This is a genomic window from Thermovenabulum gondwanense (genome assembly GCF_001601575.1).
Lineage (GTDB): Bacteria > Bacillota > Thermosediminibacteria > Thermosediminibacterales > Thermosediminibacteraceae > Thermovenabulum > Thermovenabulum gondwanense.
This window is the reverse complement of sequence record NZ_LOHZ01000019.1, coordinates 100407-123121: the sequence shown is the minus strand read 5'-3', so window position 1 is coordinate 123121 and position 22715 is coordinate 100407. Positions and strand designations below refer to the sequence as shown.

Here is a 22715-nt window from a genome sequence, read left to right as displayed (position 1 = left end):
AAGGAGAATTTAAATAATGGCGGAAACAATTGCAATCAATATCAAAGATGTGAAGGGTGAATACAGGGAACCGGCCAGGACCTCCTGGATTCTGGTTTCCGAAAAAACTGTGGGTTCTAAAAACCTGGCGGTGGGTATTAATGAAACTTATGTGGGAAGTATGGTTCCGGAACATAAACACGATAATGAAGAGGAAGTAATGTACTTCTTCCAGGGGAAGGGAAAATTCATCACAAAGGACAGGGAAATTCCCATAGAACCCGGCGTGTGTATCTACAATCCTCCCGGCGAATACCATTCCATTGTAAATACCGGAGATGAACCATTAAAATTTATTTGGATTTATTCGCCTCAGTTAGAAAGCCACAGGAAAAAAGACTAAGTGTAAACAAAAACATTCCGGTGCGGTTCTTTGACCGCACCGGTACTAAAGAGTAATTACATTTTATACCGTAAAAAATTTCAGAAAAATAAGATCCTTGGATATTATAATGACTGAATGAAGTTTTTAGTGTTAAAGAAAATTATGCAAATTCAAAAAGGGGAGGTGCCGGGATGAAAGTTTTAAAATGGCTGGATGATCATTTTGAAGAATATATTTTAAGCCTTCTTCTTGCACTCATTGCCTGCGTTATGATGCTTCAGGTAATCATGCGGTACGTTTTTAATTCTTCCCTTTCCTGGTCTGAGGAGCTTTCCAGGTACGCCTTCGTCTGGTCGGCTTTTTTAAGTATTGGATATACGATAAAAAAGAAGACAATTCTCAGGGTGGATACGCTGGTAGAAATTCTTCCAAAGGGAATAAAAAATACCGTTAAAATCCTCGTATCACTAATTATGGTGGTATTCTTTGCTTACCTTTTAATTAATTCTATCCCGACGGTCAACAAAATATTCATTTCCAAACAGGAAAGTCCAGCCCTGGGTATTCCTATGTATTTAATTTATACTTCGACAATTTTGGGATTTTCCCTGGCGGTTTTACGGTCTGCTCAAAGTGCGATTAGCAATATTAAAGAGTTAGTAAAGAAATAGTGTGAGATGGAGGTAAAAGTTTATGGCAATACAGATGTTTATAATACTATTGGCTGGACTCCTGCTGAGCATACCGATAGCTGTTTCCCTTGGATTGGCTACAATTTATCCGGGAATTATGAATCCTCATTTTGCGGGCAGTATACAATTTGTTATACGCAATATGGTGAGCGCCCTTGACAGCACCCCCATACTTGCCATTCCTATGTTTATCCTCTCGGGAGATATCATGACAAAAGGGAAAATCTCTGAAAAATTATTTAACTTTTTTGCTTATTTTGTGGGGAATAAAACGGCGGGTATGCCTATTGCCGCAATTATAACCGCTTTATTTTACGGAGCAATTTCCGGATCCGGCGTAGCTACTACCGCTGCGGTAGGTGGAATGGCAATACCTTTTTTAGTGTCCCTGGGTTACGATAAGGTTTACTGTGCGGCCCTTGTAGCCACGGCGGGAGGACTGGGGGTAATAATCCCACCGAGTATTCCCTTTGTAACTTATGGCGTTGTAACGGGGGTATCCATCGGCAGTTTGTTCATTGCCGGTATATTCCCTGGAATTTTAATCGGCCTTTCATTGATGGTTTATGCTTACATCTATGCCAAAAGGAATGGAGAGGATAAGGAAAAAATTTTATATAAATTCAATTCATTAAGAGCGAAGGGATTTATCACCGTTTTTAAAGAAAGTTTCTGGGCTCTTCTTGCACCGGTAATAATCTTAGGCGGTATCTACAGCGGCATAGTGACACCAACGGAGGCAGCGGTAATCTCTGTATTTTATTCCATTTTAGTGTGTTTATTTGTGTATAAAACTCTGTCAGCAAAAAATATAATGGATATTTTAATAGGGACTGTTAAATCCTATTCTCCAATAGTAGTTTTACTTTCTCTGGCAATTGTTTTCGGAAGGATTTTAGCTTTACTTCAGGCACCGGTGGCCTTGAGGGATTTTATAGTAATGAATTTTGCAGGAAACAGGTTCCTCTTCTTGCTCGTATTAAACATTATCCTGTTAATACTGGGAATGTTCATGGATGTGGGACCGGTTATTGCGATTCTTGCTCCCATGCTTTTACCTTCGGCTACTGCAATCGGCATAAACCCGATTCACTTAGGGGTTATAATGGTAGTAAACTTAGCCATCGGAATGGTGACGCCGCCCTTTGGCGTAAACCTTTTTGTCGCTTCACCCCTTGTTAAGGAAGAGGTTATGAAAATAGGGACAAAAGCCATACCCTTTATCATATCCTTTGCAATAGCCCTGTTTTTAATTACCTATATCCCTGCAATAAGCCTTATCCTTTTACATCAGTAATTGAGGAGGTGGGATATGTAAATTAAAAATATTGCAGTTTTACAAGACAATAAAAAAATTAACTTAAAATTAAAGGGGAGGTCAATTTATGAAAAGAACGAAAATTATTTCTCTTGTCCTGGTAATATTAATGGTTATGCTTACACTGGCCGCTTGCGGTGGCAAAAACAATGCGGGACAGCAGCAGCAACAACAGCAGCAGGCCCAGCAGAATAATCAGCCAAAATACACTCTTCAATTGGCGGGAGCTTATTCTTTAAATGCCGACACACCAAGGGCAAAGGCTACTAAGAAAATAAAGGAAATCATTGAACAGAAATCCAATGGCAACATCAAGGTTGAGTTATATCTGGATAGCCAGCTGGGTGGAGACCGTGAAACCTTAGAAAGCTGCCAGGCCGGAAATATCGCGATGGTATCCTCCACTACCGCACCCCAGGTAAACTTCATACCCAAATTAGCTATTTTTGATATCCCCATGCTTTTTGACAATCTCGACATAGCAAAGAAAGTTCTTACCGGAGAATTCAGAGATAAACTCGCAGCGGAATATGAAAAAGCAGGATTCAAACTTCTCCTAATGGTACCTATTAGCTACCGCGAAATGACAGCCAAAAAAGCTATAAATACTATCAATGACTTAAAAGGTGTAAAAATTAGAACGATGGAAAATAAGTACCACAAAGAGTTCTGGAATTCTCTCGGCGCAAATGCCACACCGTTAAACTTCAGCGAGCTTTATATAGCCCTGCAGCAGGGTACGGTAGATGCCCAGGAAAACCCCTATGATATTATTCTGCCGAATAAATTCTACGAAGTACAAAAGTACCTTATCCACACTCACCATATAGCTTTTATCCATACGGTAGTTATGAACAAGAACCTCTATGACAGCATGCCCGATGATTACAAGAAGGTTATAGATGAAAGCATGAAAGAAGTAAGCGAATACCTGTTTAACGAATCAAAGACTCAAAATGAACAGATGCTTGCATCCTTGAAGGAGAAAGGAATGCAGGTAATCGAAATATCCCAGGACGTAAAGGACAAGATGAAGGAAGCTGCTAATAAAGTCGCCGATATGGTGCGCAAGGATGTGGGCAATGACATCGTTGATGAGTTAATGAAGGCTATTGAAGCTGCGAAGAAATAACAAAAATAGATTTAAGGGCTTGACCCTGAGCCTTGGGTCAAGCCCGACAAAATATTTAAAAAGCGGGGTGGAAAAATGAAAGCACTGGTTTATATGGGTCCGATGGATATGAGGTATATGGATGTAGAGACCCCGGAACCGAAACCCGGCGAGGTTCTTTTAAAAGTTAAGGCAGTGTCCATTTGCGGCTCGGACCTTACCGGTTACAAGGGCCAATCGATTTTCAGGGTACCTCCCCTTATTATGGGTCACGAATTTTCCGGAGAAATTGCAAAATTAGGGGACAACGTAAAAGGGTTAAATGTAGGAGACAGGGTAATAGTGGAAACAAATTTATATTGCGGTTATTGCGCAGACTGCAAAGCGGGATTCAGCAATGTCTGTGATAATCGCAAAATAATAGGAACTACGATGAAAGCCGGTTCTTATAACGGCGCAATGGCGGAGTACGTGGTAGCACCGGCTGAGAAAATTATTCCTCTTCCCGATAATGTAACTTTCAATGCGGCCGCGTTAACGGAACCCTTAGCAATTTCACTCAGGGCAACGAAACATGCAGGGGATTTAAGAGGTAAAACAGTAGTCGTATATGGAGCAGGCCCAATTGGCCTTTTAACAATCCAGTGTGTGAAATTTTTCGGGGCGGAAAGAATTATTGCTATAGATGTCGTGGAAGATCGTTTGGAGATGGCAAAAAAATGCGGTGCTACCGATGTAATAAATTCAAAGGAAGATGTAGCAGGAATTACCCGGAAGATGACGGATGGCGTGGGCGTCGACGTGGTATTCGACGCGGTAGGCGTACCGGAAACAGTTAACGGCGGGGTTGAAATAGTGAGAAATGGCGGTAAAGTGGTATGGATTGGGCTTGGTGTTCCGAAATTGGAATTCGATTATAAACATGCGGTATGTAAGGAAATTACTTTCTACTGCAGTTATATGTATACGACCGAGTTAAAAGAAGGCTTGGACATGATAGCAACGGGTAGAATGAATGTGGAACAGATAATAACCGGAATTTATCCCATGAGCGAAGGCCCCAGGATTTTTGAAGAATTAGCTTCGAGAAAATCAAAAGATATTAAAGTTATACTTGTGAATGATTAAATTTTCAGGTTGATATATCAATAAAACATCATGAATATTTTAAAGCATTAATTTGTTAAAATTAATTGGGATTAATAATTAATATATTAATAAGAATGTAATAAAATTCACTGCTCTGTTTTGAAAAAAGAAAAATCAAAGGAGGAAGTTTAAATGGGCGAATGGAAATTTCCAAATGAAGGTTGCTTGGAAAAACCAAATAAAATGTACTATCACACGATGACGAAAAAGGATGTGGAAGAAAGATTAAAGGTCAACGACATCATAATTATTCCCGTAGGTTCTACCGAAAACCACGGGAATGCCGGTCCCATGGGAGAGGACACCTTCATAGTTACGAGGATAGCGGAAATGGTTGCAGCTAAAACCGGATGCACCATCGCTTCACCCCTCTGGTATGGTTCCCATCCTTTCCATCACATAGGTCAGCCGGGGACTGTACCTCTACCGGATGATGTGTTCTCAGCAATGATAAGGGCAATTATTTCCGGATACTGGAATACCGGATTTAGAAAGCAGATATTTATCAGCATGCACGGTCAGGAGTACATCATACCGTCTGCTATTCAAGAATGGGGTAAAAAATATCAGGTGCCAGCTTTGATACTTTTTGTAGACCTGCCGAGGGTAATGGGGCAAACTTTAATGGATAAAGAGCACGGCGGGCCTTTTGAGACTCCCTTCCAGCATGCAGACGAGGCGGAAACCTCCATATCCCTCGCTCTGTTCCCTGAGTTCTGTGATATGGAAAACGCCGAAGATACAACAATTAAAGGATATTTACCAGCCGGCCACGTAGACAGTGGAGGAGATATTTACGGGTATCCCATACCGGGACACTGCCAGGTGGGTAATGTGGGAATAGAATGTATTACCGCTCCTGAAGGTGTACTCGGTAAAGCCACAAAGGCCGATCCTAATAAAGCAAAGGCGTGCATCGAAAGGGCCTGTGACTACTTATTTAAACTGCACAATGATATTTTATCGGTGTTCCCGCCGGGAAAACTTCCCGATGCAAAACTTATATCTCAAAGGGATCCGGAAGAAATCGAAGCACTATTAAAAGGCCCCACAAAGGGTGGAAAACATATTTACACAATTGCATGGCCGTCATAAGATAGTTTTTTTAGAGAGTGAGGGTTAATCCCCACTCTCTAAAATAATGAATAAAGGGGTGAGAGTATGGAAAAGATGAAGGCTGTCGTTTTTTACGGGCCCAGGGATATGAGGTTCGAAGAAGTGGAAAGACCCGTGCCAAAAGAAGGGGAAGTGTGCATAAAAGTAAAATATGCATCCATTTGCGGATCGGATATTGAAGAGTATAAGATAGGCTCGGACCGGGCATTACCTCCTTTAATTTTCGGTCACGAATTTTCGGGCGAGATTGTCGAAGTTGGGCAGGGCGTATCAAAGGAAAGAATCGGCCAGAGGGTTAGCGTAAATCCTATACTTTACTGCGGAAAATGCTTCTACTGTAAAAAGGGATTAATAAATTTGTGCAACAACAGGAGAAGCGTAGGTAGGACGCTTGGAGTAGAGAAAAAAAGGTGTGATGGTGGCTTTGCCGAGTACGTGTGCGTCCCCGAATTTTCGGTGGTGCCGCTAAAAGAGGGAGTAACCTTCGAGGAAGGGGCACTCCTTGAGCCTCTGGCAGTATGTTATTGTGCTGCAAAAGCCGTGAGTTTTGAAAAAGGGGAAAACGTCCTCGTAATCGGTTCAGGCCCTATTGGCTTAATGATAATTCAATTTTTAAAAATCTTCGGTTCCGGGAAAATCGTTGCAACGGATATTATGGATTTCAGGCTTGATGCGGCAAAAGCCTGCGGAGCCCATGAGGTGGTAAATGTTAAAAGTGAATCCATAGAGAAGGCCCTTGAATACACCGGAGGCATAGGATATGACCGGGTAATAGTTACGGCGGGAGCTCCCGGGGTTATAAATGATTCCATTAAGCTTGTCAGGAATGGAGGAAGCATAATACTCGTATCGCTGATAAGGGAAGAAGTTAGCATAAACCCGGTGAGCATAGTAGGACGACAGTTAACCGTGTACGGCAGTTACATGTTTACCACCGAAATGCAAGATGTAATGGATTATTTGGCTGACAAAAGATTGGATGTGAGAAATATAATCACTTCTACCTATAACCTGTCCGAGACACCGGAAGTGTTTAAAGACCTTGCATCGGGGAACAGCAAGGATATTAAAGTGCTACTTAAAATAGATTAGTTTAGTTTAAAACCAGATTAATAATAAAAAGGTTAAAAGCAAAAAAAGAAAAGGAGGTTGATTTTTATGAAGATGAAGCTTTCCTGCTTTGGCTCCACAAAAGACATCGATGATATTGCAAAAGCCGGGTATGACTGTGCTGAACTGCAAATAAGAGAAATTGTGGAATTTAGCGATGACGAATATAAAATGGCTTTGAAAAGAGTCAAAGACTCGGGAATCACCTGCGAAGTCTTCGACAACCCCGTTCCTTTAAATATATCCATAACCTCGCCGGAATTTGATCTGAATTACTGGACGGAATATCTAAAAAAAGGTGCCGAAAGGACTGCAAAAATGGGTGCCCGTTATTACGTTTTTGGAAACGGCAGGTCCAGAAGCCTCCCCGCAGAAGGTGATGTAAAAGGAGCTTACGAGAAACTAATTACCTTTATCAATATTTTGTGCGATGTCACCGCAGAATACAATATAACGGTGCTTTTAGAACCCCTGAGCACAAGTTTATCCAACTTTATCAATTCCATACCGGAAGCGGTAAAATTTATCGAGGAATTTGGAAGGTACAATTTGAAGACCATGTGTGATATGAGGTATCTTCTGCCAATGAACAGAGATGTAGAGGATATAGCCGACTACGAAAAATACATCAAACATATTCACGTGGATAATCCTCTTTCCAATTTCCCCCAGAGGTTTATACCTACTTTAAACGATGGTTATGATTATGCCCCCTTTATCAATGTATTAAAGAAAATATGTTATAAAGAGATAATTTCAATTGAGGCAAACACCTTTAACGATTTTAAAGAAGATATTAAAAAAGGAATAGAATTTTTTAACCATTTTGGGATAGAACCTTATAGAAATTAAGTTTATGTAGTTATACATAATATTTACACCCACTCGGAACCTCAAGCCGCAGAAATTGGTTTGAGGTTATATTTTTGGGAGGTGGTTAATATATTTAGAGTAAAAAATATCATAGATTTTTATAAATTAAAAAAAATTAAACAGAAATTTAAAATTAAACGAAGCCTGCTTTTAAATATGACAACGGTTTTTGGCAGTATAGTATTAATCGGATGTGTTGTTCTTTTTGTAATAAGTCAGACTTACGCTTCAAATGCGGTAAAAAATGAGGCTATAAATGCCATGGAAAAAGTGGCGGAGAAAACTGCGGAAAACATAGAAGACAACATACAATCAAGATTGTACGTTATAGAAAGTATTTCCGATACCAGTGTGATTAAAGGGAAGTGGGAAAATAGAGAAGCATCGCTGGAAGAAAAGCTTCAGTATTTAAGGGATCAGCTCCGAAAATCGATAAAATTGGATTTTAAAAGATTTGCTTTAATCGGCACTGACGGCAACGGATATTATCAGGACGGCACGCCTGTCGATGCGGAGGACGTAAATTATTATAAAGCAATTGCGCAAAAAGGGATGAGCGGCTTTGAATTAAGGGTTCAGCAAAACAAAAACTCCTTCGATTACTTATTTTATTCTCCGGTAAGGCATTACCTTACCAATGAGCTTGCAGGCGCCGTAGTGGGCATTGTGGATGGCAATAAATTTAATCAGTTAATTTCATCAGCTGCTTACAGCGAGGATGGGTATTCCTTTGCTATTGACGATAAAGGAAACATAATAGCTCACAAAGACCTGGACAGAATAATGAAAAAAGAAAATCTGATTAATAATTCTTCTTCTTTAAATGATACGGTAAACAGGATGATTAAGGGCGAAAATGGAATAGAGGAGGTAAAAGAAAACGGCAGAGATTGGCTTATAGCCTTTACGCCGGTAGGTAACACCCGATGGTCGGTGGGTGTGGTGGCTCCGAAAGAAGAAGTTTTAAAAGGCATTGGAAGGTTAAAAGGCGCTATGATCTTTTTTTCCTTGCTGATAATTATCCTCTCAGTTTTTCTGACCTTTGCAATGGCAAAAACAACCATAACGCCGGTGCTTGCCGTTATTCAACAAATTGGAAGCATTTCTAAAGGTGATTTTACCGCAAGAATGGAAGAAAAATTTTTATATAGAAGGGATGAAATAGGGGAACTTGCACTTTCTGTTAAAAGGCTTAAAGAAAACTTTCTACCTCTTATCGTTGGAATCAGGGAGGAAACGAAGGCCCTGTTTAATAGTTCTGTAAAATTAAATGATATCTCGGAAGAAATAGCTATTTCCTCCGAAGAAGTGGCCAAAACCGTAGAAAATGTAGCACAGGGTGCTAATGAGCAGACTATGAAAATTAAAGATATTAATGATTTGATTGAGGAAATTAAAGGGAGTATAAACGGTCTTTTTAATGAAATAGCCCGGGTAAAAAATTCCGGAGAAGAAAGCTTTTCTTATGCTCAAACCGGCAGGGAAAAGCTGGGGAATCTTGTCGGATCGATAGAAGAAATTTCCAGTAGTTTTAAACTGGTTTTAGAAAAATTGGAGCAGATGAAAACTTCGGTGAAACAGGTGGAAGAAGTTGTAGAAATAATAAAAGGGATCGCCGAACAGACTAATTTATTGGCTCTTAATGCTGCAATAGAAGCTGCGAGGGCAGGAGATAAAGGCTCGGGCTTTTCGGTAGTTGCTTCCGAAATACGGAAGCTGTCGGAGCAGACAAGGATATCCCTGGAAAAAATAAGGAATCTTTTAAGGGGCATGGTTTCTGATACGGAACAGGTGGTAAGGACATCCGAACTAATGGATGGAAAGCTGAAAAAACAGCAGGAAAGTACGGGAGATACCCTGAGTGCTTTTGAAAAAATATCAATGAGTATTAGCGAAATGAAAACCCTAATCGAAAAAGTATTCTCCGATATAGGGCAAATATCAAAGCTTAAAGATGTAATCGCAGAAAGAATAGAAGCCATAAGCAGGACGTCGGAAGAAGCCTCGGTGTCTGCTGAACAAATCTCTGCCTCCGTAGAGGAATTTGCTGCTTCTACTCAGGAAATAACAAAGAACGCTCAGGAAATAGTGGATATAGCTAAGGCGCTGGAGGAAAAAACAAAAATATTTATTTTACCCTCTTGACATATTAAAATTTTAAATGATAAAATACTTATCAAAATATTTTCAGGTTAAAAACTTAATTAATTTAGAAGATACACAATTAAAAAAATCAAAAAGGGTAAAAGTGATGAAGGAGAAAAAAGCGACTTAATTCAGGCAAAAGAGAGCCGGGTCAGGTGAAAGCCGGTCCTGAGTTTGCGCTTTTCTCGCTCCCGAACTGCCCGGGTGAACAAAAGTAATCCGGTGCCGCAAAGGTGCGTTAAAGTTAGAAGTAGTCAGCTACTTCCTGAGGCCTATACCGTGAGGTATGGGTAAAACAGGGTGGTACCACGGGGTAAACTCCCCCTCGTCCCTGAGACATTATGTCTTGGGGTGAGGGGGTTTAATTTTTTATATAAAATACGACGATAAAATTTTAAAGAGGTGGTGCCCTTATGAAAATTACTGCTGCAGAGGCTTTAATTAAGGCACTGGAAGCAGAGGGAGTGGATTTAATATTCGGTTATCCAGGGGGAGCGATACTTCCGGTTTACGATTCCCTTTATAATTCTAAAAAAATCAAACATGTTTTAACTCGCTCCGAACAGGCTGCTGCCCATGCAGCCAGCGGTTTTGCCAGGGTTTCCGGGAAGGTGGGAGTTTGCATGGCCACCTCGGGGCCCGGCGCGACAAACCTGGTAACGGGGATAGCAACTGCCTATATGGATTCCGTTCCGATAGTTGCAATAACCGGACAGGTGCCTACCGGCGTAATCGGGCGGGATGTTTTTCAAGAGGTGGACATAACGGGGGCTACCGCTCCGTTTACAAAGCACAATTATCTGGTTAAAAGGGCGGAAGATATACCCAGGATAGTAAAGGAGGCCTTTTATATTGCTTCCACCGGAAGGCCGGGCCCTGTTTTGATAGACCTTCCCAAGGATGTAGCGGAGACGAGAATAGAGTTTAAAATGCCCGGGAAAATTAACCTTCGAGGATATAAACCTAAGGTTCAGGGGCATCCCCTGCAGATAGAAAGGGCAGTAGAAGAAATAAAAAGAGCCCAGCGCCCGGTCATAATAGCAGGTGGAGGGGTAAACTCCGCCAAAGCGGAAAAGGAATTGATGGAATTAGTGGAAAAGACGGGTATACCGGTAGCTACCTCCCTCATGGGCATAGGCTGTTTTCCGCAAAATCATCCGTTATCTCTTGGAATGGCCGGTATGCACGGTAGTCCCCGCGCTAACATTGCCATAACCGAGGCTGACCTGATAATTGCTGCAGGGGTAAGGTTCAGCGACAGGATGACAGGTAAAGTATCGGGGTTTGCGCCGAAGGCAAAAATCCTACATATTGATATAGACCCGGCAGAAATCGGAAAAAACGTAAGGGTCGATATACCTATAGTAGGGGACCTGAGGGTTGTGCTTTCGGAGATTTCAAAAAATAGCACAAAAAAGGATCTTTATGAATGGTATGATTTTATAGAAAAAATCAGTAAAAAAGGGGTTTACGAAAAAAAAGGTATGCTTTGCCCACAGGAGATAATAGAGGTGATTTCTCAAAAGACTAAGGGAGAAGCAATTATTACTACGGAAGTGGGTTCCCATCAAATGTGGGTAGCGCAGTTTTACGAATTTATTCACCCGCGCAGCTTTATAACTTCGGGAGGGCTTGGTACCATGGGTTACGGCCTTCCCGCAGCGATCGGAGCAAAATTTGCAAACCCGGGGAAAACCGTAATAAACTTTGCCGGGGATGGAAGCTTTCAGATGAATTTAGCGGAGATGGCGACAATTGTCGAAAATAACTTAGCAGTAAAAATGGTTCTTTTCAATAACGGCGGTTTGGGGCTTGTGAGACAGCTTCAGGAGTTTTACTGCGATGGAAGATATCATCAGGTTAATTTCAAATTTACACCGGACTTTGTCAAATTAGCAGAAAGCTACGGGATAAAGGCAGAGAGGATAGAGAGCCGAAAAGAGCTGCCGCAGGCGGTAGACCGGATGCTATCGGAAGAAGGCAGTTTTCTGTTGGAATGTATGGTGGATATAAGAGAAAATGTCTACCCGATGGTATTAAACGGTTCACCCATAAATAAGATGATTGGAGGGTGAAGAGGTGAAGACCATACTTTCAGTACTGGTAGAAAATCACCCGGGAGTGTTATCCAGGGTGGCGGGACTTTTCAGCAGGCGGGGATTTAATATAGACAGTTTGGCCGTCGGTACAACGGAAAACCCTGAAATTTCCCGCATGACCATAGTTGTTGAAGGCGATGAATATATAGTGGAACAGGTAAAAAAGCAATTAAATAAATTGGTGGATGTCATAAAGGTAAGCAAGATTAGCTCCGATGATTCGGTCAGCAGGGAGCTTGTGCTAATAAAGGTGGATGCGGAACCCAAAAACAGGTCAGAAATAATACAGATTGCCGAAATATTCCGGGCAAATATAGTTGATGTCAGCAGAAGGTCAATGATTATCGAACTTACGGGAGATAAGGACAAAATAAACGCTTTTGAAGAACTGGTAAGGCCCTTCGGGATTAAGGAGCTTGTCAGGACCGGCCTTATTGCTATGAACAGGGGTCCTAAGACAATCAAAGTGGATGAAGAAGAAAAAGATTGATGGAGGGATTTTTATGGTAATGAAAGTGGAGATTTTTGATACAACGTTGAGGGATGGAGAGCAAACCCCGGGGGTGGCTTTGAACGTATACGAGAAATTGGAGATAGCCCGGCAGCTGGCAAAACTCAAGGTGGATGTTATTGAAGCCGGCTTTCCCATAGCTTCTAATGGGGATTTCAATGCGGTTAAAACCATAGCGGAAAATGTGAAAGGGCCTGTTATAGCGGGACTTGCCAGGGCTAACTTTAAGGACATAGATAAAGCTGCGGAAGCGTTAAAAAATGCAGAAAGCCCCAGGATCCATACCTTTATAGCATCTTCTCCCATACACATGCAGTATAAACTTAAAATGAGCCCCGAACAGGTGCTGGAGGCTGCTGTGGAAGCGGTAAAAAGGGCAAAGTCCTATTTTGAAGATGTGGAGTTTTCTGCAGAAGATGCCACAAGATCCGATGTGGAATTTTTGTGCAAACTGTTTTCCCAGACAATTAGGGCGGGAGCCACGGTAATAAACATCCCGGATACGGTGGGTTATACCACGCCTGAAGAATTTGCAAACCTTATACGGACGTTAAGGGAAAGGGTCCCGGAAATGGATAGGGTTAAAATCAGCGTGCACTGCCATAATGACCTGGGGATGGCGGTCGCCAATTCCCTTGCCGCGGTTGTCAATGGGGCGACTCAGGTGGAGTGCACGATAAACGGTCTGGGAGAAAGGGCGGGTAATGCCGCATTAGAAGAGCTGGTGATGGCCCTTGTGACAAGAAAGGACATTTATAAGGTAGATTTAAATATTGACACCAAACAGATCTACAGGACCAGCAAAGTAGTTAGCACCCTGACGGGTATATACGTTCAGCCGAATAAAGCCATAGTCGGGGCCAATGCCTTTGCCCATGCTTCCGGAATACACCAGCACGGGGTGCTCTCGGAAAAATCTACCTATGAAATAATGACACCCGAATCCATCGGGCTTACATCCAATAGAATAGTGCTGGGCAAACTTTCCGGGCGCCATGCCTTTGTGCAGAGGTTGAAAGAACTTGGTTATGAGCTCTCGGAGGATGAGATAAACAGGGCTTTTGAGAGATTTAAAGACCTGGCCGACAAGAAAAAGGAAATTACGGATAGCGATATCGAGGCAATTGTAGAAGAACAGGTGACAAAAATACCCCAGCTGATAGAGTTAGAGTATTTTCAAACCTCCAGCGGCAATCAAGCAATTGCTACTTCTACCGTCAGGGTAAAAATCCAGGGGAATACCGTGGAGGAGGCGGCTACCGGAAACGGTCCCGTTGATGCGACCTATAAAGCGTTGGAAAGGGCGTGCAATATCAATTGCAGGTTGGTGGATTACTCGATAAAATCCGTTTCTGCAGGGAAGGATGCTATAGGCGAGGTAGTGGTGAGGATAGAAAAGGATGGGAGGATTTTTACCGGCAGGGGTTTGAGCACCGATATAATCGAGGCCAGCGCCAGGGCTTATACGGATGCCCTCAATAAGACCCTTTATAACAGCAATGGGAATAAACCGGCGGAAACTAATGAGGAGGAATAAAAATGGGGATGACCATAACGCAAAAAATACTGGCAGAACACGCGGGAAAAAACTTTGTGGAGCCCGGAGAACTTATCATGGCAGGTGTGGACTTGGTGCTTGCCAACGATATTACCGGCCCTGTGGCAATTAAGGAATTTGAAAAGGCTGGGGGTAAAGAGGTATTCGATAAGGAAAAAATTGCCCTTATACCCGATCATTTTACGCCTAACAAGGATATAAAATCTGCTGAGCTTTCCAAAGCTTTAAGGGATTTTGCGCGAAAGTATGATATTACTCATTATTACGAAGTGGGGAGGATGGGTATTGAGCATGCCCTTCTTCCCGAAAAAGGTCTCGTGGGTCCCGGGGATCTTGTAATTGGCGCCGATTCTCATACGTGCACCTACGGAGCACTGGGCGCATTTTCTACAGGAGTTGGAAGTACGGACATCGCTTTTGCAATGATGACGGGTAAATGCTGGTTTAAGGTGCCTGAAAGTATGAAGTTTATCTACAGGGGAAAACCCTCTCCCTTTGTCACCGGAAAGGATTTTATACTTTTTACAATCAAGGACATAGGGGTGGACGGAGCGCTTTACAGAGCCATGGAATTTTCGGGAGAAGCCTTAAAATACCTTACCGTGGATGAAAGGCTCACCATTACAAATATGGCTATAGAAGCGGGAGCAAAAAACGGTATAATGGAACCCGACGATGTGACGCTAAACTACGTAAAGGATAGGGCTAAAAAAACATATAAGGTTTATAAAAGTGACGATGATGCTCAATACTGTGATGTAAGGGAATACGACGTATCAAAGCTGGAACCTCAGGTAGCCCTCCCGCATCTTCCCGAAAATTCCGTCAATATATCTGAGGTAGGAGATATTACCGTAGATCAGGTGGTTATCGGCTCCTGCACCAATGGAAGGATTGAAGATATGAGGATGGCTGCAAAGGTTATAAAGGGCAATAAGGTGCACCCTTACGTGAGGATGATAGTGATACCTGCTACTCAGGAAGTTTACCTTCAAATGATAAGAGAGGGATTGATGGAGATTTTTGTGGAGGCTGGTGCGGTGGTAAGCACACCTACCTGCGGACCGTGCCTCGGAGGACATATGGGCATACTGGCAAAGGGCGAAAGGGCTGTTTCAACAACGAACAGAAATTTCGTCGGACGTATGGGACATCCCGAAAGCGAAATATACCTGACAAATCCGGCGGTGGCAGCAGCTTCTGCCGTAAAAGGCAAAATAGCCCATCCCATGGAGGTGATTAAAAATGATATATAAGGGTAGAGCATGGGTTTTTCCGGATAATATAGATACCGATGTGATTATTCCAGCAAGGTTTTTAAATACAACGGACCCCAGGGAGCTTGCGGAGCACTGCATGGAAGATATATTCCCGGGTTTTTCTAAAAAAATTCAGCCGGGGGATATCATAGTAGCCGGAAAAAATTTTGGGTGCGGGAGTTCGAGGGAACACGCCCCCATTGCAATTAAAGAAGCGGGTATTAGCTGTGTTGTTGCAAAATCCTTTGCCAGGATTTTTTACAGGAATGCTATAAACATAGGCCTTCCCATATTGGAATCTTCAGAGGCGGTGGAGGGGATAAGAGCAGGAGATGAGGTTATGGTGGATACCGACACCGGGGAAATAAAAAATATTACGAGCGGGGAAATATTCTACGCAAAACCTTTTCCCGGGTTTATAAATGATATAATTAAAGCCGGCGGCTTGCTGAACTTTGCAGGGGGAGGGCAAAAAAATGTATAATATAGCCCTCCTTCCAGGAGATGGAATTGGCCCGGAGGTAATAAAAGAAGCTAAAAAGGTTTTATATGCTATCCAGGAAAGATTCGGCATTAAATTCAATTTCAAGGAAGGATCGGTAGGCGGAGCAGCTTACGAGGTCTTTGGAGCACCACTCCCTGATGATACCCTTAATCTTGTAAAGGATTCCGATGCGGTGCTTTTCGGCGCGGTAGGTGGGCCAAAATGGGATCATTTGAAAAGAGAGCTCCGGCCGGAACAGGCAATCCTGAAACTGAGGAAGGAGCTAAACCTGTTTGCCAACCTCAGGCCCGCTGTTTGTTATCGTTTTTTAGCGGATTCTTCTCCGCTGAAAAATAATATAATTAGCGGGAATCTGGATTTACTTATTGTAAGAGAGTTAACAGGAGGGCTCTATTTCGGGACGCCTCGAGGGAGGGAAAATACGGGGCAAACGGTAAGGGCATTTGATACAATGGTTTATACAAGCGAAGAAATTAAAAGGGTAGCCCGAGTCGCTTTTGAAGCAGCGAGAAAAAGGAGAAAAAAGGTAACTTCCGTGGATAAAGCCAATGTGCTTGAAACCTCAAAGTTGTGGAGAGAAGTGGTGGATGAGGTGAGCAAAGAATATCCTGATGTGGAGCTTTCTCACATGTATGTGGATAACTGCGCGATGCAGCTTGTATTAAATCCCGGACAGTTTGATGTTATTTTGACCGAGAACACTTTTGGGGATATCTTAAGCGATGAGGCATCGGTACTAACCGGTTCAATAGGTATGCTGCCATCAGCAAGCATAGGAGAAAAAGGACCTTTTTTATACGAGCCCTGCCACGGTTCGGCACCGGACATAGCGGGTAAAGGTATCGCAAACCCCATCGCCTGTATTTTGTCCGCGGCAATGATGCTGGAGTACTCTTTTGATGAAAAGGAAGCGGCAATGTGTATAAAAGATGCGGTGGAAAAAAGCTTGGAACTGGGCTACAGGACTTACGACATTAAAGAAGGTGAGGGGAAGGTGTTAGCAACCTCCGAAATGGGAGATGTTATTAAAAAGATTATTCTGGGGCTTTAAAAGGGAAAGAAAAATTTTTCGATATATTTTTATAGTGGATTTTTACAAAAAAATAAGGTATAATTTTTAAAAAACTGCAGTAAAAATTTAATAAAATTTATAGGATGCGTGCTGGGGGAGCCGAAAGGCTGAGAGGAAGCTTAAATGCTTCGACCCCTCGAACCTGACCGGGATAATCCCCGCGTAGGGAAGCACAGAACCGAAAATTTGTGCCTACCTATTCGGGTAGGCACTTTTATTTATGAAAACTTTTTGTTGCGGGGATGGCTGCAAATAATGTTTACGGCGGCTACAGGATGGGACCAATTTTCGGAGGGATGCTCTTGTCGGGTAAGAAAGCGGCAAAATTGATTTCGGATTATTTAAAAAACACTAAATAAAATTTTAAGGGGTGATGAAAAATTATGAAACTTGCTTTAACCATTGCTGGTTCCGATTCCGGCGGAGGGGCGGGAATTCAGGCGGATTTAAAAACCTTTTTCAGCCACGGAGTATATGGTATGTCAGTAATTACATCGGTGACCGCCCAAAATACCCTCGGGGTACTGGGGGTACAAAATATTTCAGAAGATATGGTCTATCTTCAGATGAAAGCGGTTTTTGAAGACCTCTTCCCCGATGCGGTTAAAATCGGAATGGTTTCAACAAAAGAGATAACGGAAGTTATTTCCAAAGGACTTGAAGAATATAAGCCGGGGAAAATCGTTCTGGACCCAGTGATGGTTTCTAAATCCGCGCACAGACTCTTGGAAAAAGAAGCCATAAAAACACTGATTGAAAAATTAGTACCGAAGGCTTTAATCATTACTCCCAACAGGGAAGAAGCAGAGGTAATTGTGGAAAGAAAAATACAGAATGTGGAGGAGATGAAAAAGGCTGCAAAGGATATTGCCAAATTGGGTTGCAGAACGGTTCTTATAAAAGGAGGGCATTTGGAAGGGAATAAAGCCGTGGATGTTTTGTACCTTGGAGAAGATAATTACGTGTTTTTTGAAGAAGAAAAAATAAACACAAAAAACACCCACGGCACCGGATGTACATTTTCGGCGGCCATTTGCGCCAATCTGGCAAAAGGTATGGATGTTAAAAAAGCTGTAGCGTATGCAAAGCTTTATATTACCAGAGCCATAGAAACTTCTGAAGATATGGGAAGGGGCTGGGGCCCCGTGAACCATTTTTGCATCGGGTTTAATAATTAATTTAAAAGAGGTGCTTATAGCATGAGAAATGTGGATTATTCCCTGTATCTCATAACCGATAGAACTTATCTAAAAGGTAGAAGTCTTTTTGATGCGGTGGAAGAGGCGATAAGAGCAGGAGTTACGGTAGTTCAGCTGAGAGAAAAAAATATCTCCGATAGAGAGTTTTACGAGGCCGGGCTAAAATTAAGAGAAATCACGAAAAGTTACGATGTGCCTTTAATAATAAACGACAGGGTCGATATAGCCATTGCCGTTGATGCTGATGGCGTGCATTTAGGGCAGGAGGAACTGCCTGCAAAGGTTGTGAGAGAAATAATAGGTTATAAAAAAATAATAGGGGTCTCGGCGGCAAACTTTGAGGAGGCGAAAAAAGCTTGTGAAGATGGTGCCGATTATGTGGGAGTGGGAGCAGTATTTAAAACTCCATCCAAAAAGGATGCAAAATATGTAAGTCTGGAAACTCTGAGGGAAATAACGGAAAAAATCCCCATTCCCGTTCTGGCTATAGGGGGTATAGATAAAGAAAATATAGATGAGGTTTTAAAATACGATATTAAAGGTGTATGCTGTATTTCTGCTATTTTAAAGGGGGATATTGGCGAAAACGTTAGATTGTTGAAAGATAAGATTACAAAGAAACTAAAGCAAATTTATTAAATGGAGGGAAAAGAATGACTCAGTTAGAGGCGGCTAAAAAAGGCGTTGTTACCGAAGAAATGAAAAAAGTAGCGGAAAAAGAAGGAGTGAATGCAGAAATTATTAGAGAAAGAGTGGCAGAGGGCAGGATTGTTATCCCTTTTAACAGAAATCACAGGGGATTAAAGCCGTGCGGCATAGGGAAGGGGCTTTCAACCAAGGTCAATGCAAATATAGGCACATCTGAAAAATTCCCCTTTTTAGAATCGGAATTATCAAAAGCAATTGCAGCGGTAGAAGCCGGGGCGGATACGATAATGGACCTTTCTACCGGTGGGGATTTAGAAAAGGTGCGAATGGCCATATTATCAAGTATAGATGCTCCCGTAGGGACGGTGCCTATTTATGAAGTGGGAGTTATGGCGCAAAATAAATACGGGAGTGTCATAGACTTTACAGAAGAGGAACTTTTTGAAGTAATAGAAAAGCAGGCAGAAGAAGGCGTGGATTTCATGACCGTCCACTGCGGCCTGACTATTGAAGCGGTGGAAAGGCTTCGCAGGGAGGGCAGGATAACCGATATTGTAAGCAGGGGCGGGTCCTTTATAACCGCATGGATGCTTAAAAACGAAAAACAAAATCCCCTGTATGAACACTTTGACAGGCTGCTTGAGGTAGCGAGAAAATACGATGTTACATTGAGTTTGGGAGACGGCTTAAGGCCGGGATGCCTTGCCGATGCTACCGATAGGGCGCAAATTCAGGAGCTTTTAATACTGGGGGAGCTGGTACAGGAAGCGATAAAACAAGGAGTGCAGGTAATGGTGGAAGGTCCGGGGCACGTTCCCATAGATCAGATAGAATCTAATATCCGCCTTCAAAAAAGGCTATGCCATGAAGCGCCTTTTTACGTCTTGGGCCCTCTTGTTACGGATATAGCAGCGGGTTATGATCATATAGCCGCTGCGATTGGCGGAGCAATAGCTGCTGCTTGTGGAGCGGATTTTCTTTGCTATGTAACCCCGGCAGAGCACTTAGGACTGCCCGATGAAGAAGATGTAAGGATTGGGGTTATTGCCTCTAAAATTGCTGCCCATGCGGCAGATATAGTGAAAGGCATTCCGGGTGCATGGGAAAGGGATTTAAAAATGGCAAAAGCTCGGAAAAACCTTGACTGGGAAGAACAAATTAAGCTTTCAATAGACCCAAAAAAGGCAAGAAAATACAGGCAAGAGAGAAATTCATCGGATGTAAAGACCTGCACCATGTGCGGCAAGTTTTGTGCAATGGATATAATTGCAAAATATCTAAATAAAGAAAAGAGCAGTTGTTAGGAAAAAAGCTTTCGGGAATTCGCCCGAAAGCCAACCGGCCCAGGGCACGGACACAAACACGGCCATAGCCGGGATATTGATAATTGAAAATTTAAGGTGAACGGATGAATCTGTGAAGTGCCAAAGGCTTTTAACAAAAAAGCCTTTGGCATAATATTTTATTATTGAACAATTTCAAAGGAGGGTCAATATGAAAGATAGTGGAAATAATATAAATCCAATTCCGTTAAATCCCAGGTTATTGATGATGCCGGAATTCTCGGAACGTCAGATACTGGAACACTATGAGGTTTTGTATTTAGGCTATGTAAACAAGATAAATGAAATAAGAGAGCTGCTTTTAACGGCAGACAGGTCAAAAGCCAATGCAACTTACAGTGGATTCCGCGGGCTGAAGAAAGCCGAGACTTATGCAATTGATGGAGTAATTCTTCACGAGCTTTACTTTGAAAACCTGGGTGGGTCGGGAAAGATCTATCAGGGGGAACTATTAAGGCTTATCGAGAGGGATTTTGGTTCTTTCAATGACTGGAGGGAGGATTTCATTGCTACAGGAATTTCGGCAAGAGGCTGGGCGATCCTTGTGTACGATCCTCGGGATGGAAGGCTTCACAATTATTTACTGGATGCCCATGATTACGGGGTAGTGCAAAACTCCATTGCTTTGCTGGTAATGGATGTATATGAGCATGCCTATTTTATTGATTACGGTACGAAAAAAACTGATTATATAAAAGCATTTTTAAAAAATGTGGACTGGAATGCGGTAAATGACAGGTTAAAAAGGATAAGTTTCATATTTTTCAATTCATAATAGTTTATACATTAATCGGCTTTCAGGGATAATCGGTTTTTAAATGAGAAATATTATAATGAGGAGGTGATACTAATGCGGGCTCTCTGGAGGGGTTCCATCAGTTTTGGGCTGGTAAACGTCCCAGTAAAAATGTATGCGGCTACCGAAAGAAAGAATCTGAGCTTCAGGCAAATACACAGGGAATGCGGCACTCCCATACGTTATGAAAAAGTATGCCCTTTTTGCAATCGAAAGGTGGAGGACGAGGAAATAGCCCGGGGTTATGAATACGAAAAGGGGAAATTTGTAGTTATCGAGGATAAGGACTTAGAGGCAATCCCCGATGAAACCGTGCGCACCATTGATATTGTTGATTTTGTTGATTTGAGAGAAATAGATCCGATATATTTTGATCATTCCTATTATCTTGGTCCTGAAGGAACCGGTCAGAAGGCTTATCTTTTACTAATTGAGGCTTTAAAAAAGACGGGGAAAATTGCAATAGCAAAGGTGATGATAAGGTCGAAATACAGCCTTGCGTGTCTGAGGCCTTTCGGTGAAAACCACTTAATAATGGAAACCATGTTATATCCCGATGAGGTAAGGGATGCGGGCGAAATAGAGCTTTCGACCAATATAAAGCTGCATGAAAACGAAATAAAAATGGCGGTGCAGCTTATAAATTCTTTATCCACTAAGTTTATCCCCGAAAAGTACACCGATGAGTACAGAAAGGCTCTTCTTGAAATAATAAAGGCAAAAGTGGAAGGACAGGAGGTAAAAATACCTGCTGCTAAGGAAGAAAAGGTGGTAGATTTGATGGAAGCCCTCAGAGCGAGCCTGGCACTGGTGGAAAAGGAAAAGGAAGGCAAGGAACGCAATTTTGGCCGCAGGAAAAAGAGGGCTACTTCATGATACTAAATTTATCCGGCGAATAACCGGTTGCCTGAGATAGCCCTCTTCGGTGTAATCAAAAAATTCTACCTCCACACTTATAATGGGTGAAACCCAGACCGGCTTTTCTCCTTTTTTCACGTCAGGTGGAAAAGAAAAGGGGCAGTTATTTTCGATAATGTTCGACAGAGTTTCAAATAAAAGATTTTTTTCGACCTCATCTAAGCCGCTCCCGGCTCTGCCAATAAACACAAGGTCGTTTTCTAACACTTGCCCCAGGAAAAGGGAACGGACTTTCTTACCTTCTGAAAGGAATCCACCTATAAGGGCGGTTATCTGACGGCGGTTTTTTATTTTAAGCCATTTTTCGCTCTTTTTTCCTATCTCGTAGATACTGTCCATCTTTTTTGCTACTATACCTTCCCAGCCTTTTTCCTTTATTACATCAAATAAGGCTTTTCCTCTGCCGGGGAAGGTGTCGGTTACTACAACAGCGTCCGAAGAGTTCAGGGAAGATTTTAATATATGGTCTCGCTGGGAAAAGGGTAAATGTATAAGGCTTTTTTCCTTCCAGAAGAGGATATCAAAAACCACATAGGTGACGGGTATCCTTGACGCTAAATATTTTATGGTACGGGGGTCTGAGGCTTTATCCCTTCTCATTAGCTGGTGGAAATTGGGTTTTCCATCTTTAATTGCTATGATTTCTCCATCTAATATTGCATGCGTATTTTTCAGGGCTTCAGCAAGGGCATCAACTATTTCCGGGTAGGTTTTTGTACGCTTACTCTTTTTTCGGTTAAAAAGCTCAACATTGCCGTGAGAATGGGCGATTATCCTTGTGCCGTCCCACTTTACCTGAAAACCAAAATTCGTATCATCAAAGGGCTCGGGATATGGTACCGGTTCCATCGGGATAAAGGGTATTCCCGGTTTTATCATAGTGAATCACCGTAATTATTGTGCCCTTTTTATAGTTTTTTACAATTTTA

21 protein-coding genes, 1 pseudogene and 1 riboswitch are annotated in these 22715 nt (G+C 42.2%); of the genes and pseudogenes, 21 read left to right on the top strand and 1 reads right to left on the bottom strand.

Annotated features, from left to right (window positions below; all coding sequences use genetic code 11):
• The first annotated feature begins 16 nt into the window (after positions 1-16).
• The 21 genes and pseudogenes from ATZ99_RS01970 to ku all read left to right on the top strand — a co-directional run bounded on the left by ATZ99_RS01970 (position 17) and on the right by ku (position 21744).
• Positions 17-382, top strand: a complete 366-nt coding sequence (locus tag ATZ99_RS01970; RefSeq protein WP_068747558.1) for a cupin domain-containing protein — start codon at positions 17-19, stop codon at positions 380-382.
• A gap of 173 nt (positions 383-555) precedes the next feature.
• Entirely contained in the window at positions 556-1035 is a 480-nt protein-coding gene (locus tag ATZ99_RS01965; protein ID WP_068747557.1) for a TRAP transporter small permease, read from the top strand.
• 22 nt (positions 1036-1057) lie between these two features.
• Positions 1058-2353 (top strand): TRAP transporter large permease, encoded by a 1296-nt coding sequence (locus ATZ99_RS01960; RefSeq protein WP_068747556.1) that lies wholly within the window; start codon positions 1058-1060, stop codon positions 2351-2353.
• A gap of 88 nt (positions 2354-2441) precedes the next feature.
• Entirely contained in the window at positions 2442-3506 is a 1065-nt protein-coding gene (locus ATZ99_RS01955) for a TRAP transporter substrate-binding protein (protein WP_068747555.1), read from the top strand.
• A 75-nt stretch (positions 3507-3581) separates the two neighbouring features.
• A complete protein-coding gene (locus ATZ99_RS01950) occupies positions 3582-4613 on the top strand; it encodes a zinc-dependent alcohol dehydrogenase (RefSeq protein WP_068747554.1) in 1032 nt (343 codons plus the stop codon).
• A gap of 153 nt (positions 4614-4766) precedes the next feature.
• Complete coding sequence (gene iolN / locus ATZ99_RS01945) at positions 4767-5729, top strand: 3-dehydro-scyllo-inosose hydrolase (RefSeq protein ID WP_068747553.1); 963 nt, start codon at positions 4767-4769, stop codon at positions 5727-5729.
• A gap of 66 nt (positions 5730-5795) precedes the next feature.
• The gene (locus tag ATZ99_RS01940) at positions 5796-6842 is read left to right on the top strand and encodes a zinc-dependent alcohol dehydrogenase (protein ID WP_068747552.1); all 1047 of its coding nucleotides are present in this window, start codon (positions 5796-5798) and stop codon (positions 6840-6842) included.
• Positions 6843-6908: 66 nt separating this feature from the next.
• Positions 6909-7712, top strand: a complete 804-nt coding sequence (locus ATZ99_RS01935; RefSeq protein WP_068747551.1) for a sugar phosphate isomerase/epimerase family protein — start codon at positions 6909-6911, stop codon at positions 7710-7712.
• Between the two features lie 177 nt (positions 7713-7889).
• Positions 7890-9878, top strand: coding sequence for a methyl-accepting chemotaxis protein (locus ATZ99_RS01930; RefSeq protein WP_157074683.1), 1989 nt, complete (start codon positions 7890-7892; stop codon positions 9876-9878).
• 413 nt (positions 9879-10291) lie between these two features.
• Positions 10292-11953 (top strand): biosynthetic-type acetolactate synthase large subunit, encoded by a 1662-nt coding sequence (ilvB, locus tag ATZ99_RS01925; RefSeq protein ID WP_068747549.1) that lies wholly within the window; start codon positions 10292-10294, stop codon positions 11951-11953.
• A gap of 4 nt (positions 11954-11957) precedes the next feature.
• The gene (gene ilvN / locus ATZ99_RS01920; RefSeq protein ID WP_068747548.1) at positions 11958-12467 is read left to right on the top strand and encodes an acetolactate synthase small subunit; all 510 of its coding nucleotides are present in this window, start codon (positions 11958-11960) and stop codon (positions 12465-12467) included.
• A 13-nt stretch (positions 12468-12480) separates the two neighbouring features.
• Complete coding sequence (locus ATZ99_RS01915; RefSeq protein WP_068747584.1) at positions 12481-14025, top strand: 2-isopropylmalate synthase; 1545 nt, start codon at positions 12481-12483, stop codon at positions 14023-14025.
• A gap of 2 nt (positions 14026-14027) precedes the next feature.
• Positions 14028-15302 carry a 3-isopropylmalate dehydratase large subunit gene (gene leuC, locus ATZ99_RS01910; protein WP_068747547.1) on the top strand — a complete coding sequence of 425 codons (1275 nt, stop codon included), beginning with the start codon at positions 14028-14030 and terminating at the stop codon, positions 15300-15302.
• Positions 15292-15789, top strand: a complete 498-nt coding sequence (leuD, locus tag ATZ99_RS01905) for a 3-isopropylmalate dehydratase small subunit (protein WP_068747546.1) — start codon at positions 15292-15294, stop codon at positions 15787-15789. Before leuC ends, leuD begins: the two co-directional genes overlap by 11 nt.
• Positions 15782-16861 (top strand): 3-isopropylmalate dehydrogenase, encoded by a 1080-nt coding sequence (gene leuB / locus ATZ99_RS01900; protein ID WP_068747545.1) that lies wholly within the window; start codon positions 15782-15784, stop codon positions 16859-16861. Before leuD ends, leuB begins: the two co-directional genes overlap by 8 nt.
• Before the next feature lie 103 nt (positions 16862-16964).
• A riboswitch (TPP riboswitch) is annotated at positions 16965-17068 on the top strand.
• A 41-nt stretch (positions 17069-17109) separates the two neighbouring features.
• Positions 17110-17241 (top strand): annotated as a pseudogene (locus ATZ99_RS12270) (sulfide-dependent adenosine diphosphate thiazole synthase); the annotation flags it as partial.
• Positions 17242-17265: 24 nt separating this feature from the next.
• Positions 17266-18060 carry a bifunctional hydroxymethylpyrimidine kinase/phosphomethylpyrimidine kinase gene (gene thiD, locus ATZ99_RS01895; RefSeq protein ID WP_068747544.1) on the top strand — a complete coding sequence of 265 codons (795 nt, stop codon included), beginning with the start codon at positions 17266-17268 and terminating at the stop codon, positions 18058-18060.
• Between the two features lie 21 nt (positions 18061-18081).
• Positions 18082-18720, top strand: a complete 639-nt coding sequence (gene thiE / locus ATZ99_RS01890) for a thiamine phosphate synthase (protein ID WP_187694805.1) — start codon at positions 18082-18084, stop codon at positions 18718-18720.
• A gap of 14 nt (positions 18721-18734) precedes the next feature.
• Positions 18735-20033 carry a phosphomethylpyrimidine synthase ThiC gene (gene thiC, locus ATZ99_RS01885; protein ID WP_068747543.1) on the top strand — a complete coding sequence of 433 codons (1299 nt, stop codon included), beginning with the start codon at positions 18735-18737 and terminating at the stop codon, positions 20031-20033.
• A gap of 190 nt (positions 20034-20223) precedes the next feature.
• A complete protein-coding gene (locus ATZ99_RS01880) occupies positions 20224-20847 on the top strand; it encodes a superoxide dismutase (protein ID WP_083947295.1) in 624 nt (207 codons plus the stop codon).
• Positions 20848-20922: 75 nt separating this feature from the next.
• The gene (ku, locus tag ATZ99_RS01875; RefSeq protein ID WP_068747542.1) at positions 20923-21744 is read left to right on the top strand and encodes a non-homologous end joining protein Ku; all 822 of its coding nucleotides are present in this window, start codon (positions 20923-20925) and stop codon (positions 21742-21744) included.
• Here ku and ATZ99_RS01870 read toward each other — a convergent pair.
• Entirely contained in the window at positions 21739-22665 is a 927-nt protein-coding gene (locus ATZ99_RS01870) for an ATP-dependent DNA ligase (RefSeq protein ID WP_068747541.1), read from the bottom strand. The two genes, ku and ATZ99_RS01870, sit on opposite strands and share 6 nt — an antisense overlap.
• Positions 22666-22715 lie beyond the last annotated feature (50 nt).

What these genes read in the sequence shown, in the direction of transcription:
- ATZ99_RS01955 (WP_068747555.1), top strand. Translation starts at nt 2,442, where the DNA reads ATGAAAAGAACGAAAATTATTTCTCTTGTCCTGGTAATATTAATGGTT.
- ATZ99_RS01960 (WP_068747556.1), top strand. Translation starts at nt 1,058, where the DNA reads ATGGCAATACAGATGTTTATAATACTATTGGCTGGACTCCTGCTGAGC.
- thiE (WP_187694805.1), top strand. Translation starts at nt 18,082, where the DNA reads ATGAGAAATGTGGATTATTCCCTGTATCTCATAACCGATAGAACTTAT.
- leuB (WP_068747545.1), top strand. Translation starts at nt 15,782, where the DNA reads ATGTATAATATAGCCCTCCTTCCAGGAGATGGAATTGGCCCGGAGGTA.
- ATZ99_RS01950 (WP_068747554.1), top strand. Translation starts at nt 3,582, where the DNA reads ATGAAAGCACTGGTTTATATGGGTCCGATGGATATGAGGTATATGGAT.
- ATZ99_RS01940 (WP_068747552.1), top strand. Translation starts at nt 5,796, where the DNA reads ATGGAAAAGATGAAGGCTGTCGTTTTTTACGGGCCCAGGGATATGAGG.
- leuD (WP_068747546.1), top strand. Translation starts at nt 15,292, where the DNA reads ATGATATATAAGGGTAGAGCATGGGTTTTTCCGGATAATATAGATACC.
- iolN (WP_068747553.1), top strand. Translation starts at nt 4,767, where the DNA reads ATGGGCGAATGGAAATTTCCAAATGAAGGTTGCTTGGAAAAACCAAAT.
- ku (WP_068747542.1), top strand. Translation starts at nt 20,923, where the DNA reads ATGCGGGCTCTCTGGAGGGGTTCCATCAGTTTTGGGCTGGTAAACGTC.
- leuC (WP_068747547.1), top strand. Translation starts at nt 14,028, where the DNA reads ATGGGGATGACCATAACGCAAAAAATACTGGCAGAACACGCGGGAAAA.
- thiC (WP_068747543.1), top strand. Translation starts at nt 18,735, where the DNA reads ATGACTCAGTTAGAGGCGGCTAAAAAAGGCGTTGTTACCGAAGAAATG.
- ilvB (WP_068747549.1), top strand. Translation starts at nt 10,292, where the DNA reads ATGAAAATTACTGCTGCAGAGGCTTTAATTAAGGCACTGGAAGCAGAG.
- thiD (WP_068747544.1), top strand. Translation starts at nt 17,266, where the DNA reads ATGAAACTTGCTTTAACCATTGCTGGTTCCGATTCCGGCGGAGGGGCG.
- ATZ99_RS01965 (WP_068747557.1), top strand. Translation starts at nt 556, where the DNA reads ATGAAAGTTTTAAAATGGCTGGATGATCATTTTGAAGAATATATTTTA.
- ATZ99_RS01870 (WP_068747541.1), bottom strand. Translation starts at nt 22,665, where the DNA reads ATGATAAAACCGGGAATACCCTTTATCCCGATGGAACCGGTACCATAT.
- ATZ99_RS01880 (WP_083947295.1), top strand. Translation starts at nt 20,224, where the DNA reads ATGAAAGATAGTGGAAATAATATAAATCCAATTCCGTTAAATCCCAGG.
- ATZ99_RS01935 (WP_068747551.1), top strand. Translation starts at nt 6,909, where the DNA reads ATGAAGATGAAGCTTTCCTGCTTTGGCTCCACAAAAGACATCGATGAT.
- ATZ99_RS01970 (WP_068747558.1), top strand. Translation starts at nt 17, where the DNA reads ATGGCGGAAACAATTGCAATCAATATCAAAGATGTGAAGGGTGAATAC.
- ATZ99_RS01930 (WP_157074683.1), top strand. Translation starts at nt 7,890, where the DNA reads ATGACAACGGTTTTTGGCAGTATAGTATTAATCGGATGTGTTGTTCTT.
- ATZ99_RS01915 (WP_068747584.1), top strand. Translation starts at nt 12,481, where the DNA reads ATGGTAATGAAAGTGGAGATTTTTGATACAACGTTGAGGGATGGAGAG.